A 15086-nucleotide genomic window follows, 5' to 3' on the forward strand; every position below is an offset into this window, starting at 1 on the left:
TAAGAGAGAATTCTTATCCATATTGACAAAACTATTATCTTTGCAATATGATACAACATAGAATAGCACAATACATCGAAAAAGAGAAGCTCTTTTATCTGAATGACAAGGTATTGGTAGCACTAAGCGGCGGAGCCGATTCTGTGGCTTTGCTACGATTGTTGCTATCAATGGGGTACACCTGTGAAGCTACCCATTGCAATTTCCATCTGCGGGATAAAGAATCGGACAGAGATGAAGCATTTGTACGCCGGTTGTGCCATGAAGCGGAAGTACCTTTACATACCGTACATTTTGATACAATTCAATATGCCGCCGACAAACACATTTCTATCGAGATGGCTGCCCGTGAATTACGCTACGAGTGGTTCGAAACGCTCAGGAAACAGCGTGGAGCAGCTGTTATCGCAGTAGCTCACCATAAAGACGACAGCGTAGAGACCGTATTACTGAATCTGATCCGGGGTACCGGCATTAACGGACTGCTCGGAATCCGTCCAAAGAACGGAAACATCGTACGCCCTTTGCTTTGCCTGAGCCGCGATGAAATAATCGCATACCTGCAACGCATGAATCAGGATTACGTAACGGACAGTACCAATCTTTTGGATGATTATACCCGGAATAAAATTCGTTTGAACCTGTTACCTCTGATGCAGGAAATCAATCCATCGGTTAAAGAGAGCATTATCCGCACGACTAACTACCTGAATGACACGGCGACTCTATACAATAAAGGTATAGAAGAAGCACGGACACGCGTGCTGACCTCCGAAGGTATCCGGATAGAGGCCTTACTGCAAGAACCGGTACCGGGAGCCATCCTCTTCGAACTGTTGCATCCGCTCGGTTTCAACGCCGCCCAAATAGAAAGTATACAACAATCACTCGACGGACAGCCGGGAAAAGTCTTCATCGGTAAAGGGTGGAAAGTCATAAAAGACAGGGAATTGCTGCTAATTGAAGAAGATATAAAGGAGGAAGAAGCCAAACCACCTTTCCGTCTGGTTACGGAAGTATATGATTATACTCCTGAATTTATAATTCCCAAAGATAAAAAAACAGCTTGCTTTGATGCAGACAAGATGGATGCAGCATGGTGTATAAGAAAATGGAAACAAGGTGATGTGTTTATTCCTTTTGGAATGATCGGCAAAAAGCGTGTAAGCGACTATTTGACGGACCGGAAGTTCTCCCTGAGTGACAAGAAGAAACAATGGGTGTTGTGTTGCGGAGAACGAATTGCCTGGTTGATAGGAGAACGAACGGACAATCGGTTTAAAGTAAGCAACAACACAAAGCGGGTAATGATTATCCGAATCTCCCCCAAAGATATCAACTAAAAATCAACTGATTACATTTACCAAGCCCTTACCGGCACATGTAAAAGCATTTACTCCGGCATGTAAAAGCATTTACCCCGGCGTGTAAAGGCATTTACCCCGGTATGTAAAAGCATTTACCTCGGTGTGTAAATGATGACTACATCCGAAGCGCCACATGCCCTCACTATAGATGACGTAAGCTACACGTCTGCCGGGCAAACCAAAAAACAGAGCCTCGCGACACTTTCTATCGGATAAATTGTATCTTTGTAAATCCAAATCTTGAAAGTAGAGATAAAAACGAACGAATGATAAAATAATAACTAACTAAACATGATTCATTATGAAAGGGAAAAAGAATCTTTTAATTCTATTCTCCTGTGTGTTTATGATCATCATCGCAGGATTATTCGCTTGCACACGCAGCGCTAAAGAAATTATTCCGTCTTCGGAATACGCTCCTTACGTCAATGCCTATACGGGCGGTGTCATTTCTCAATCTTCTCCCATACGGATTGAGTTGACGCAGGACCAGCCGATGGTGGACTTAAACAATGAACTAAAGGATAATCCGTTCCGCTTCACTCCTTCGATAAAAGGGAAGGCCTATTGGGTCAGTAATAATACTGTCGAGTTTCTTCCGGAAGAGGGACAACTGAAACCGGGAGAACTGTATCAAGGAACATTCCAGCTGGGAAATTTCGTTGAAGTGGATAGCAAATTGAAATCATTCGACTTCTCCTTCCGGGTACAGGAAAGCAATTTCACATTACATACAGCTCCGCTTGAAATAACCGCCTCTTCACCCGATAAAGTAACTGTGAAAGGAGAGATCCGTTTCAGCGATAAAACGACTAAGGAGCAGGTAGAAAAAATGCTTTCTGCCAGTGGCGGGCTGTCTTCTCCGACAGTCACCGTAGAGTCCACCTCCAATCCGTCAGCCTATAGCTTCGTCATCGGCAATATCCAAAGAAATAAACAAGACTACGAACTTGAAATCACAGCAGACGGAAAGTCCGCCGGAATTGACCGGAAGCAAAGTGAAACAATCACTATTCCTGCCAAAGACAGTTTCCGCTTCCTTTCTGCCGAACGCATCGACCAACCGGAAAACGGAATACAAATCGTCTTCTCAGACCCGGTTTCGGATGCTCAGGATTTAAAAGGACTGATCGAAATACCGGAGATTTCTTCGTATATCTTTCAGGTAACGGATAACCGTGTGAATGTTTATTTTGAAGCCAGTCAGCTCAGCAAGCTTACACTGAAAATACACGAAGGCATAAAAAACGGCCAAGGAAAAGCACTGGGAAACTCACACTCTATCTCTTTTGGCGAACTGAGTCTGAAACCTCAGGTAGAAATAGCCTCTGCAGGTGCCATCATTCCCGACTCAAAAAACCTTGTCATTCCGTTCCGGGCCGTCAACCTGTATGCAGTAGATTTGCGGGTTATCCGCATCTTTGAAAACAATGTACTGATGTTTATGCAAAACAATTCGCTTTCTTCGGCCAATGAATTAAGAAGATCCGGAAGACTGGTTTACAAAAAAACATTGTTTTTAGGCAAAGATTCATCAAAAGACCTTCATAAATGGGAAAACTATTCTATTGACCTGGCAGGTCTGATCCATCAGGAACCGGGTGCTATTTATCGTGTCATCCTTTCGTTCAAACAGGAGTATTCGGCCTACCCTTGTGGTGGTGAAAGCCCGAGAATGCAATTTTCCGAGGAAACCGAATCTTTGACCAAAGTCACATCCGGCACTCTTCCGGAAGAAGATGAAGCAGTCTGGGACAAACCCGAAACATATTATTATTTCAGCGGAAATGAAAATGCCGACTGGAGTCAGTACCGATGGGATGAACGGGACAACCCTTGTCACCCGTCTTATTACATGACATCTGACCGGATAGCCACTTGTAATGTGCTGGCTTCCAACATCGGCATGATTGTGAAACGCAATTCAATGAATAAACTTTGGATAGCAGTAAACAACATCCTGGATACCAAACCGGTGGAAAAAGCCCAAGTCACTGTTTACAATTTCCAGTTACAGCCTGTAGGTAAAGCAGTGACGGATTCGGAAGGTTTCGCCACAATTGAAACGAAAGGGGTGCCTTTCATCGTAGTAGCGGAATCAGACAAGCAAAAAGCCTACGTAAAAGTAGCAGACGGAGAAGAACAGTCCACCAGCCGCTTTGATGTGGGCGGCAAGGACATCCAAAAAGGCTTGAAAGGATTTGTGTACGGTGAAAGAGGAGTATGGCGTCCGGGAGACACTCTGCATATCTCGTTTATTCTGGAAGATCGTGCCAAACGTATCCCGGACAAACATCCTGTAGCATTGGAGCTCTATAATCCAAGGGGGCAATTTTATAGCAAACTTATTTCAACCAACGGACTGAATGGATTCTATACATTCAAGATACCGACGCAGGCAGAAGACCCAACCGGACTATGGAATGCGTACATAAAGGTGGGAGGTACTGCCTTTCACAAAGCGCTTCGGGTAGAAACCATCAAGCCGAACCGCCTGAAAATAAACCTGAAATTGCCGGGAGAAATCCTGAAAGCTTCAGATAAAGAAGTACAGGCACACCTTTCGTCAGCATGGCTGACAGGAGCCACTGCATCACGCCTGAAGGCAAAGGTAGAAATGTCTTTATCGAAAGTCAACACCCAATTCAAGAATTATGGAACTTACATTTTCAATAATCCGGCTACGGAATTCACCTCGGTAAGAACCGATGTATTCAGTGGTACACTGGACGAAAGTGGCAATGCCGGATTCATGCTGAAACTTCCTACCTCGGAAAATGCCCCGGGCATGCTTCAAGCCAACATCACGACTCAGGTATTCGAGCCGGGTGGAGATGCCAGTATCCAAACTCAGTCTGTCCCCTACTCTCCTTTCCCGTCATACGTAGGTATCAACCTGAACCAACCGCAGGGCAGATATATCGAAACAGATAAAGATCATGTGTTTGATGTCATTACAGTCAGTCCCGACGGAAAACCGGTGAACCGTTCCGGGCTGGAATACAAAATATACCGCATCAGTTGGAGTTGGTGGTGGGAAAACGATAACGAATCATTCGAAACATACATCAACAGCAGCTCCATCAGCCCCGTAGCTACAGGACGGCTCAACACAGTAGGCGGAAAGGGACAATTCAGCTTCAGAGTGAATTATCCGGATTGGGGACGGTATCTGGTTTACGTGAAAGACCGCGAAAGCGGACATGCTACGGGAGGTACCATCTATGTGGACTGGCCTGACTGGCGGGGACGTTCCAATAAGAGTGACCCGAGTGGTATCAAGATGTTATCTTTCTCCATCGACAAGGACTCCTACGAACCGGGAGAAACCGTAACAGCCATATTGCCGGCTTCCGCAGGAGGAAGAGCACTGGTAACACTTGAAAACGGTTCATCCGTAATTCAACGGGAGTGGATTGAAGTATCGGGGAAGGAGGACACCAAATATCAGTTTAAGGTGACTCCCGAAATGGCTCCGAATGTTTATCTTCATATCAGCCTGCTGCAACCCCATGCGCAAACGGTAAACGACCTCCCTATCCGCATGTACGGTATAATGCCGGTATTCGTAACTGATAAGCAAACGGTTCTTGAGCCGCAAATCAAGATGCCGGAAGTGCTTCGTCCCGAACAGGCATTCAACCTGACCGTAAGCGAAAGGCACGGTAAACCGATGACTTATACGCTCGCTATTGTAGATGACGGGCTGCTTGATTTAACCAACTTCAAGACACCGGATCCCTGGAACAGTTTCTATGCCCGTGAGGCACTGGGAATCCGTACTTGGGATATGTATGACGATGTACTGGGAGCCACAGCGGGAAGCTATGGATCGATGTTCAGCACAGGCGGTGATGAAACCCTGAAGCCATCGGACCAGAAAGCAAACCGCTTCAAGCCGGTAGTGAAATTCATCGGTCCTTTCAGTATTGCCAAAGGAAAAAGCCGCACTCACCAGATCACTTTACCAATGTATGTAGGTTCCGTACGTGCCATGGTAGTGGCCGGTCAGGACGGAGCATACGGAAATGTAGAAAAAACTGCTCCTGTACGCACTCCGTTAATGATTCTTTCGACACTGCCACGTGTACTGAGTATCGGCGAAGAGATTGAAGTTCCTGTTAACGTATTCGCATTGGAAAACAGTGTGAAGAATGTAAACGTATCCATACAGGCTTCCGGTGCCGGAGTACAAGTGAACGGCAGCAAGCAACAGACGCTTACTTTCAACCAAACCGGTGACCGGCTTATCTTCTTTAAATTAAAGACAGGTACGAAAACCGGGAAAGCTACCATCCATCTGGCTGCTAACGGTAACGGACAAAGTACCAAAGAAACAATCGAGATAGAGGTACGTAATCCGAATCCGGTAGTCACTTTGCGTGAGAGTAAATGGGTGGAAACCGGAAAGAGTGAAGAGCTCCATTACCAGTTAAGTAACGATTCGGAAGGAAACAGTATACAGTTGGAGGTCTCACGCATCCCGTCTGTCGACATAAGCCGCCGTTTCGATTTCCTATACAATTATCAGCACAACTGTACAGAGCAACTGACTTCAAAAGCCCTTCCGCTGCTGTTCGTCAGCCAGTTCAAAACAGTAGACAACGAGGAATCGGAAAAGATAAAAACCAATGTACAGGAAGCTATCCGTCAACTATACGGGCGTCAACTTCCCAACGGAGGTTTCGTCTATTGGCCGGGAGATGCCTCGGCAAACGAATGGATCACCTCTTATGCAGGTATGTTCCTGGTATTGGCACAAGAAAAGGGTTATGCAGTGAACAGTAATGTATTGAACAAATGGAAACGCTTCCAAAAGGCAGCATCCCAGAATTGGCAACCCGTCACACAAGAGCAGAACTGGTGGTATTGGCAGGCAGACCTCCAGCAGGCTTTCCGCCTTTACACACTGGCTATGGCGGGATCACCTGAACATGGAGCCATGAACCGGATGAAAGAATTGCCGGCACTCTCGCAACAAGCCAAATGGCGTTTGGCAGCCGCCTATGCACTCAACGGCAAAGAGAAAGCAGCCGGTGAACTGGTATTCAGTGCTAAGACAACCGTAGAACCTTATTCATCGAATAACTATGTATACGGTTCATCCGATCGTGACGAAGCAATGATACTTGAAACCTTACTGCTGATGAACCGCCAGCGTGAGGCCATGGAACAAGCCAAAATCGTTTCACACAACCTGGCACAAGAGACATGGTTCAGCACACAGTCTACTGCCTTTTCATTGATGGCAATGGGACGTTTGGCAGAAAAACTGTCCGGTACGCTGGACTTTAACTGGACGTTGAATGGCAAACAGCAACCGGCTGTAAAATCAGCCAAAGCCATATACGAGGCATCACTCCCCACTTCACCACATGAAGGAAAAGTAATCCTGAAAAATAACGGGAAAGGGTCTCTAAACGCAGATCTGATCACACGTACCCAATTACTGAACGACACATTGCCGCCGATGGCCAATAATCTACGCCTGAACGTAAGGTATTTAGACAATAACGGCTCGCCGATAGATACACGTTCTCTGAATCAGGGTACGGACTTTATGGCAGTGGTAACTGTAGCCAACATCAGTGGTACGACGGATTATACGAATCTGGCACTGACACATATCATTCCTGCCGGCTGGGAGATCTTTAATGAACGAATGGCAGGACAGATTACAACCTCTGCTCCTTATAGCTATCAGGATATTCGCGATGACCGGATACTGACCTACTTTAACTTACAGCAGGGACAAGCCAAAACATTTACCGTCCGCTTACAGGCGACCTATGCCGGTGATTTTGTTATGCCGGCTATCCAGTGTGAAGCGATGTATGATGCTAATGCACAGGCAAGGACACAGGCCGGAAGGACGCAAGTCATCAGGTAAAACTATCAAATAAAACCTGATGAACCGTATTCTTAAACCAAACAATCTTCCCCCCTCCCCACAAGGGAGGGGGTGGAAGAAATATTTCAAAAGTTGGTGGAAGATTTCTCTCTTCCTCCTACTTCTCCTATACTTATTTTGTCTTCCCCGGCAATTATTCACCTCTCCCTATTCTACTGTCTTGGTCGACCGTAATGGGGAACTTCTCGGTGCCCGTATCGCCACGGATGGACAATGGCGTTTCCCTCCGCGCGACAACACACCGGAAAAAGTAGCTACCTGTCTGGTTGAATTTGAAGACCGTCAATTCTACCGCCATTGGGGAGTCAACCCCTTGGCAATAGGCAGAGCCGCCCTGCAAAATCTCAGACACAAGCGAATCGTCAGCGGGGGAAGCACTCTTACGATGCAAACGATTCGGCTGGCACGGAACAAGCCGCGTACATTCAAGGAAAAACTGATCGAGATGATAGGAGCCACCCGGCTGGAGTTCCGTTATTCCAAGAAGAAGATATTGTCACTTTATGTTTCGCATGCCCCCTTCGGAGGTAATGTAGTGGGACTGGATGCTGCTGCATGGCGCTATTTCGGACACTCGGCAGAAGAACTGTCCTGGGCGGAATCGGCTATGCTTGCCGTACTTCCCAACTCTCCCGCCATGATCCACCTTTCGAAAAGCCGGCAAGCATTACTTGACAAACGAAACCGACTGCTGACACACCTGCACCAAAAAGGTATTCTCGATACTTCCACTTATGAACTGGCTATCAGTGAGCCACTTCCCCAGGAACCTTTGCCTCTTCCACAGATAGCCCCCCATCTGACAGACCATTTCTATCAGACCCGAAATGGAGAATATTCCGTATCGACCATCGACAAGGGTATACAAACTCAGATAGAAAGTCTGGTAGAACGGTGGAACAGCGAATTCAAGCGAAGTGATATCCGAAATATGGCCATCCTCGTAATTGACATTCGTACCAATCAGGCCATTGCTTATTGCGGCAATGTACACTTCGACAAGAAAAAGAGCGGTAACCAGGTAGATGTAATCCGGTCACCACGCAGCACAGGAAGCATTCTCAAGCCCTTTCTTTATTATGCAATGCTACAGGAAGGAGAGATTCTTCCCAATACTCTGTTACCGGACGTTCCGGTCAACATTAATGGCTTTACTCCACAAAACTTCAACCAGCAATTCGAAGGTGCCGTACCGGCTTCGGAAGCCATCGCACGTTCGCTCAACATTCCTTCGGTCACAATGTTACAACGGTATGGAGTACCCAAGTTCCACAATTTTCTGAAGCAGATAGGGCTGACCACCTTAAACCGTCCCTCAGGACACTACGGACTTTCTTTGATTCTGGGAGGAGCGGAAGCTACCCTTTGGGATGTCACTTCGGCCTATGCCAATATGGGACGCAGCCTCAACGGACTGGTACAGACCCCTTGTACCTTATTATTATCGGACTCCCTCTCCGCCCACCGATCCCCGGCCATCATTCAACATCCGCCATTCCAACCCGGAGCAGTCTGGCAGACATTTGACGCCATCAAAGAAGTAAACCGCCCCGAAGAGATAGACTGGCGTACCATTCCTTCCATGCAAACCATTGCCTGGAAAACGGGTACCAGTTATGGTTTCCGGGATGCCTGGGCAGTGGGGGTAACTCCAAAATATGCCGTAGGTGTATGGGTCGGAAATGCTACGGGTGAAGGCAAGCCCGGACTGGTAGGAGCCCGTACAGCGGGGCCTGTCCTGTTCGATGTATTCAATCTGCTCCCCTCCTCTCCTTGGTTCGAGCGGCCACAAGGTAAACTGGTTGAAGCAGAGATCTGTCGGCAATCCGGACATTTGAAAGGACGGTTTTGTGAAGAAACAGATACCCTGTTTATTCTTCCGGAAGGCCTCAGAACGGAAGCCTGCCCCTATCACCACCCGGTCACCCTATCAGCAGATGAACGGTTCCGTATCTATGAAAACTGTGCTGACAGTGAACCGGTTGCCCGCCAAAACTGGTTTACCCTTCCACCCGTATGGGAGTGGTATTATAAACAGCATCATCCTGAGTATCATCCGCTCCCCCCCTTCAAACCCGGATGCGGAGAAGACCGTTTCCAGCCGATGCAGTTTATCTATCCTCCGATGGGAGCGCGGATCCATCTGCCTAAACAGATGGATGGTAACCAAGGACAGCTGACCGTCGAATTGGTCCACAGCCATCCCAACACAACTGTCTACTGGCATCTGGACGAAACCTACCTGATGCAGACACAAGACTTCCATAAATTCTCTCTACGCCCTGCTCCGGGAAAGCACTCGCTGACAGCAGTAGACGACGAAGGAAATACAATTTCAACAACGTTCTTTGTGGAATAGCCCCCAAAATGGTAACTTTGCGCCATGAAACAGATTTTGAAAGAAAATGGTGGATTACCAGCTTCGATACTCTGGACACTCGCCATTGTTGCAGGCATATCGGTAGCCAACCTTTACTATAACCAGCCCTTACTGAACATGATTCGCCATGAACTGGGCGTTTCGGAGTTTAAAACCAATCTGATCGCCATGGTGACACAGATCGGTTATGCGCTCGGATTATTGTTTATCGTTCCTTTAGGTGACTTATACCAGCGGAAACGTATCATTCTTACCAGTTTCTCCGTATTGATTCTCTCGTTGCTCGTCATCGCAATGGCTCCCAACATCCATATCATTCTTTGTGCTTCGCTTCTCACAGGTATCTGTTCGGTGATGCCACAAATATTTATCCCGATAGCCTCTCAGTTCTCGCGTCCGGAAAACAAGGGACGGAACGTAGGGATCGTAGTTTCGGGATTACTGACCGGCATCTTGGCTTCACGAGTGGTCAGCGGATTTATAGGAGAACTGTTTGGCTGGCGCGAAATGTATTATATCGCCGCAGGTATGATGCTGTTATGTGGCATTGTGGTCATGCGGGTATTGCCGGACATACGCCCTAACTTTCAGGGGAGGTATAGCGACTTAATGAAGTCTTTGTATTCATTATTGAAGCAATATCCCGAACTTCGCATTTTCTCTGTCCGTGCTGCACTTGCTTTCGGTTCATTTCTGGCTATGTGGTCGTGTCTGGCATTTAAGATGGGAGGTGCCCCATTCTATGCCGACAGCCATGTCATCGGTATGTTAGGGTTGTGTGGCATTGCCGGTGCTTTGTCAGCTTCCCTCGTAGGAAAGTATGTACGGAGAGTCGGGGTCAGACGATTCAATTTCATCGGATGCGGACTGATTTTATTGGCTTGGTTCCTGCTGTTTGCAGGGGAAAACTCTTATTGGGGTATAGTTGCCGGCATCATTATCATCGATATAGGTATGCAATGTATCCAATTAAGCAACCAGACCCGCATCTTCGAACTCTGTCCGAGTGCTTCTAACCGCATTAATACGATTTTTATGACCACTTACTTCATAGGTGCCTCTACGGGGACGTTTCTGGCAGGAACATTCTGGCAGGCATTCGGTTGGCATGGAGTTGTTGGTACGGGAATAGCATTGACCATCGGTTCACTGCTGATTACTTTTTTCTCAAAACGATAATCCGAAGTCACCTAATAATTGTTATATAGACATGAAGTACGGAGTAAACAGACAAGTATTATTAATCACAGCCGGTATCGTTTGGATAATAGCGGGGGCCAATCTCCTGCGTATAGGTATTGTGACCTGGCTCAATGACTCACGACACTGGCACTTCAAGGTAGGCGAAGCTACGGTCGTCTTCCTATTGTTTTTTATTCTCGTCTTCCGAAAGCTCTACTATAAACATACCCGCCGGATCGAACAAAAGAAAAAGGAAAAAAATTGCCCCTTCTCTTTTTTTGACGCAAAGGGCTGGATTGTCATGTGCTTCATGATAGCGATGGGAATTACCATTCGTTCGCTACATCTGTTACCCGACACGTTCATCTCGGTTTTCTACACCGGACTCTCACTGGCACTTATGTTCACAGGGATATTATTTATCCGCTATTGGTGGTGCAGAAGACAGGATATCTTGCAAAATTAAGAGTTATGAAAACGAACCTGAATAAAGAAATGAATGAAGAGTTTATCCGTTTCCAAAGAAACGAAAAAACCGAAAGCATCGTATACGAACGGCTGGCCTCTATTGAAAAAGACGAATCGAACCGCAGAGTATTACGCCTGATTTCAGAAGAAGAAAAGGCACATTATGCCACACTGAAGAAGTATACAGGAACCGATGTAGCACCCGACCGGATGCGTATAGCCAAATACTACTGGTTGGCACGGGTCCTGGGTATTACATTTGCAATTAAGCTGATGGAATCGAGCGAAGAGAACGCACATCATGATTATGCCAAATATACCGATTTTCCGGATCTCCAGCAGTTGGCCAAAGAAGAGGAAATCCACGAACAGAAACTAATCGGACTGATCAACGAAGAGCGGCTTGAATATATGGGATCGGTAGTACTCGGCCTAAATGATGCCTTGGTAGAGTTTACCGGAGCACTGGCCGGTTTCACTTTGGCATTAAGCGACTCCAGGCTGATTGCCCTGACCGGAAGCATCACCGGAATAGCGGCAGCTTTATCAATGGCTTCGTCCGAATACCTCTCGACCAAATCGGAAGGCGGAGAAAACAAACACCCGGTGAAAGCAGCTATCTATACGGGAATCGCCTATATCATCACGGTGGCGGCACTGGTTGCTCCGTTCATCCTGATTGAAAACGTACTGATAGCTTTAGGGGTAATGTTGGCCATGGCTTTAATGATCATCGCATTGTTCAATTACTACTATTCCGTGGCACGCGGAGAGAGCTTCCGCAAAAGATTTACCGAAATGGTGGTACTCAGTTTCAGTGTAGCCGGTATCAGCTTCCTGATAGGTTACGCACTGAAAACATTTACAGGAATAGATGCTTGAAAATAAAAAAGGAAAAGAAGAATCATGAAAAAAATCCCCTCGCCCCTTGTCTCGTTGATCCCCTTGATCGTACTGGTTGCCCTGCTATTTGCCACCATACGCACATTTGGCAGCGATGCACTCAGCGGAGGCAGCCAGGTGTCCCTCCTGACCACAACAGCTGTTTGTGTACTGATCGGCATGGGATTCTACAAGATAGGATGGAAAGACTTTGAACTGGCTATTACGAACAATATTACCGGTGTATCTTCTGCACTGATTATCCTCTTAATTATTGGCGCCCTGAGTGGTGCGTGGATGATCAGTGGCGTAGTTCCGACACTGATTTATTACGGCATACAAATCATTCATCCCAGTTTTTTCCTGACCTCTACCTGCATTATTTGCGCATTGGTATCGGTTATGACCGGAAGTTCCTGGACCACGATTGCCACCATCGGGATCGCCCTGATGGGAATCGGGAAAGCACAAGGTTTTGAAGAAGGATGGATCGCCGGAGCTATTATTTCGGGAGCTTACTTCGGAGATAAAATCTCACCATTATCGGATACTACGATATTAGCCGCCTCGGTTACCGACACCCCCCTGTTCAAGCACATCCGCTATATGCTGATAACCACTGTGCCATCATTAATCATCACCTTGATAATCTTCACTGTAGCCGGGCTGTCACACAATGCCGGAAATACAGAACATATAGCAGAGTTCTCGGCAGCACTGGCAGGAAAATTCCACATTACGCTATGGTTGCTGATTGTACCGATAGGAACAGGCATACTGATTGCCCGTCGGGTACCTTCCATTATCACCTTGTTCTTGTCGGCAGCATTGGCAGGAGTATTTGCGGTATTCTTCCAACCCGATCTGTTGCAAGAAATATCCGGTGCTCAGAATTCCGAAGGTATTCAGTCCATCTTTAAAGGATTGATGATGACCCTTTATGGAGGAACCAGCCTACAGACAAGCAACGAAGCGCTCACCGAACTTGTGGCCACCCGCGGCATGGCGGGCATGATGAATACGGTATGGCTTATCATCTGTGCCATGTGCTTCGGAGGAGCCATGACTGCCAGCGGAATGTTGGGAAGTATCACTTCCGTATTTGTCCGCTTCATGAAAAATACGGTTAGCATGGTGGCTTCTACGGTCTGTTCGGGTATCTTCCTGAACCTCGCCACAGCCGACCAATATATCAGCATTATCCTGACCGGAAACATGTTCCGGGATATATATGAAAAGAAAGGTTATGAAAGCTGTCTGCTCAGCCGGACTACGGAAGATTCTGTTACAGTAACTTCCGTCTTGATACCATGGAATACCTGCGGAATGACACAGGCCACGATATTAAGTGTTCCGACACTGGTTTATCTTCCTTATTGCTTCTTCAACATTATCAGTCCGTTAATGAGCATTACGATTGCCGCTATCGGATATAAAATTGTGAGACGCAAGTGAACAATCTGAAAAGGGAGTTGTTCTTGGAATAAACGAACAACAGTTTTAAACCTAAACAAAAAAAAGTTATGAAAAAGTTTATTGCATTAGTAGCATTGGTATTAGTAAGTGCATCGACCATGATGTATGCACAAGAGTCTAACAGGGAGGTGCGTCGGGCAGACCGCAAGGCACAAAGAGACGCCGAAAGAGCCAGACTGAAAGCCGAAGAACAGGCTGCCGACCAAGTAGCGTATCAACAAGCCGTACAAGCTATCAAAGACAAACAGTTTGTATTGGAAGCCGACCAAGTGATTTTCAAACGTGGCCAGACCGCTTTCGTGTCGTCAAACACTAACTTTGTGATGCTGAATGGACAGAGAGCAACTGTGCAGGTGGCATTCAACACTCCGTACCCCGGCCCTAACGGAATTGGTGGTGTAACTGTGGATGGAACTACTTCGGACGTAAAAGTGACTACCGATAAAAGAGGAAACGTAAACTGTAACTTCAGCGTACAGGGTATCGGTATCTCGGCTCAGGTATTTATCACATTGACCAACGGTGGAAATAACGCTACTGTAACCATTAACCCGAACTTCAACTCCAATACATTAACTCTGAGCGGTAACCTCGTTCCGCTGAGTCAGTCGGATGTATTTAAAGGCCGTTCATGGTAATAAAAGTAACGAGTGGCCCTCTACTCGTAACTAATTCACATAACTCCGTTGCAAATCGCACAAAAAGTGTACATTTGCAACGGAGTTTTTTTATGGATAGATTATGAGAGAATATATCATCGCAGATAACCAGGACATCACGAAAGCAGGAATGATGTTTTTGTTAAGCAAGCAGAAAGAAGTAAGCCTGTTGCTGGAAGCCGACAATAAAATAGAGTTGGTTCAGCTATTACGCATTCATCCGCAAGCGGTGGTTATTTTAGATTATACATTGTTCGATTTTTCCGGTGCGGATGAACTGATTATCCTTCAGGAACGATTCAAAGAGTCGGACTGGCTCTTGTTCTCCGACGAATTGAGTATCGGCTTCCTGAGGCAGGTCTTGTTCAGCAGCCATGCGTTCGGAGTAGTGTTGAAAGATAACTCCAAAGAAGAAATTATGTCGGCTCTGCAATGCGCATCACGCAAAGAACGCTTTATCTGCAATCACGTAAGCAATCTGCTGTTATCGGGAAGCGGAAATACAAACACTGCTTCATCCGTGCATACTTTCGTGCCGCAGGAAGACCGCCTGCTTACACCGACAGAAAAAATAATCCTGAAAGAAATAGCTTTGGGAAAAACGACCAAAGAGATAGCCGCAGAGAAGAATCTGAGCTTCCATACCATCAACAGTCACCGAAAGAATATATTCCGTAAACTGGGAGTGAACAATGTGCACGAGGCCATCAAATATGCCATGCGGGCAGGCATTGTTGACTTGGCGGAATATTATATTTGAA

9 protein-coding genes are annotated in these 15086 nt (G+C 46.6%); all 9 read left to right on the plus strand.

What is annotated here, in order from left to right; genetic code table 11:
- Positions 1-47 precede the first annotated feature (47 nt).
- The 9 genes from tilS (at position 48) to QK890_RS05580 (ending at position 15085) form a co-directional block, all read left to right on the plus strand.
- Positions 48-1343: a tRNA lysidine(34) synthetase TilS gene (tilS, locus tag QK890_RS05540; RefSeq protein ID WP_005809613.1), complete on the plus strand. Its 1296-nt coding sequence runs from the start codon at positions 48-50 to the stop codon at positions 1341-1343.
- 325 nt (positions 1344-1668) lie between these two features.
- Entirely contained in the window at positions 1669-7257 is a 5589-nt protein-coding gene (locus QK890_RS05545) for an alpha-2-macroglobulin (protein WP_367627243.1), read from the plus strand.
- Positions 7258-7276: 19 nt separating this feature from the next.
- Positions 7277-9637: a penicillin-binding protein 1C gene (gene pbpC / locus QK890_RS05550; protein WP_005809617.1), complete on the plus strand. Its 2361-nt coding sequence runs from the start codon at positions 7277-7279 to the stop codon at positions 9635-9637.
- Between the two features lie 24 nt (positions 9638-9661).
- Entirely contained in the window at positions 9662-10837 is a 1176-nt protein-coding gene (locus QK890_RS05555; protein ID WP_005809619.1) for an MFS transporter, read from the plus strand.
- Between the two features lie 31 nt (positions 10838-10868).
- A complete protein-coding gene (locus QK890_RS05560; RefSeq protein WP_005818972.1) occupies positions 10869-11306 on the plus strand; it encodes a hypothetical protein in 438 nt (145 codons plus the stop codon).
- Between the two features lie 5 nt (positions 11307-11311).
- On the plus strand, positions 11312-12190 hold the full coding sequence (locus tag QK890_RS05565; protein WP_032536020.1) for a VIT1/CCC1 transporter family protein: 879 nt from the start codon (positions 11312-11314) through the stop codon (positions 12188-12190).
- A 24-nt stretch (positions 12191-12214) separates the two neighbouring features.
- Positions 12215-13645, plus strand: coding sequence for a Na+/H+ antiporter NhaC family protein (locus tag QK890_RS05570; protein WP_032543599.1), 1431 nt, complete (start codon positions 12215-12217; stop codon positions 13643-13645).
- Positions 13646-13713: 68 nt separating this feature from the next.
- Positions 13714-14304 (plus strand): DUF4251 domain-containing protein, encoded by a 591-nt coding sequence (locus tag QK890_RS05575; protein ID WP_005776068.1) that lies wholly within the window; start codon positions 13714-13716, stop codon positions 14302-14304.
- 103 nt (positions 14305-14407) lie between these two features.
- Positions 14408-15085, plus strand: coding sequence for a response regulator transcription factor (locus QK890_RS05580; protein ID WP_005809625.1), 678 nt, complete (start codon positions 14408-14410; stop codon positions 15083-15085).
- The last annotated feature ends 1 nt before the right edge of the window (position 15086 follow it).

It is taken from the genome of Bacteroides sp. NGMCC 1.200775, from assembly GCF_040798045.1.
In the GTDB taxonomy this organism is placed as follows: Bacteria; Bacteroidota; Bacteroidia; order Bacteroidales; family Bacteroidaceae; genus Bacteroides; species Bacteroides hominis.

Coding starts and splice junctions, on each gene's coding strand:
- tilS (WP_005809613.1), top strand. CDS start 48: ATGATACAACATAGAATAGCACAATACATCGAAAAAGAGAAGCTCTTT.
- QK890_RS05545 (WP_367627243.1), top strand. CDS start 1,669: ATGAAAGGGAAAAAGAATCTTTTAATTCTATTCTCCTGTGTGTTTATG.
- pbpC (WP_005809617.1), top strand. CDS start 7,277: ATGAACCGTATTCTTAAACCAAACAATCTTCCCCCCTCCCCACAAGGG.
- QK890_RS05555 (WP_005809619.1), top strand. CDS start 9,662: ATGAAACAGATTTTGAAAGAAAATGGTGGATTACCAGCTTCGATACTC.
- QK890_RS05560 (WP_005818972.1), top strand. CDS start 10,869: ATGAAGTACGGAGTAAACAGACAAGTATTATTAATCACAGCCGGTATC.
- QK890_RS05565 (WP_032536020.1), top strand. CDS start 11,312: ATGAAAACGAACCTGAATAAAGAAATGAATGAAGAGTTTATCCGTTTC.
- QK890_RS05570 (WP_032543599.1), top strand. CDS start 12,215: ATGAAAAAAATCCCCTCGCCCCTTGTCTCGTTGATCCCCTTGATCGTA.
- QK890_RS05575 (WP_005776068.1), top strand. CDS start 13,714: ATGAAAAAGTTTATTGCATTAGTAGCATTGGTATTAGTAAGTGCATCG.
- QK890_RS05580 (WP_005809625.1), top strand. CDS start 14,408: ATGAGAGAATATATCATCGCAGATAACCAGGACATCACGAAAGCAGGA.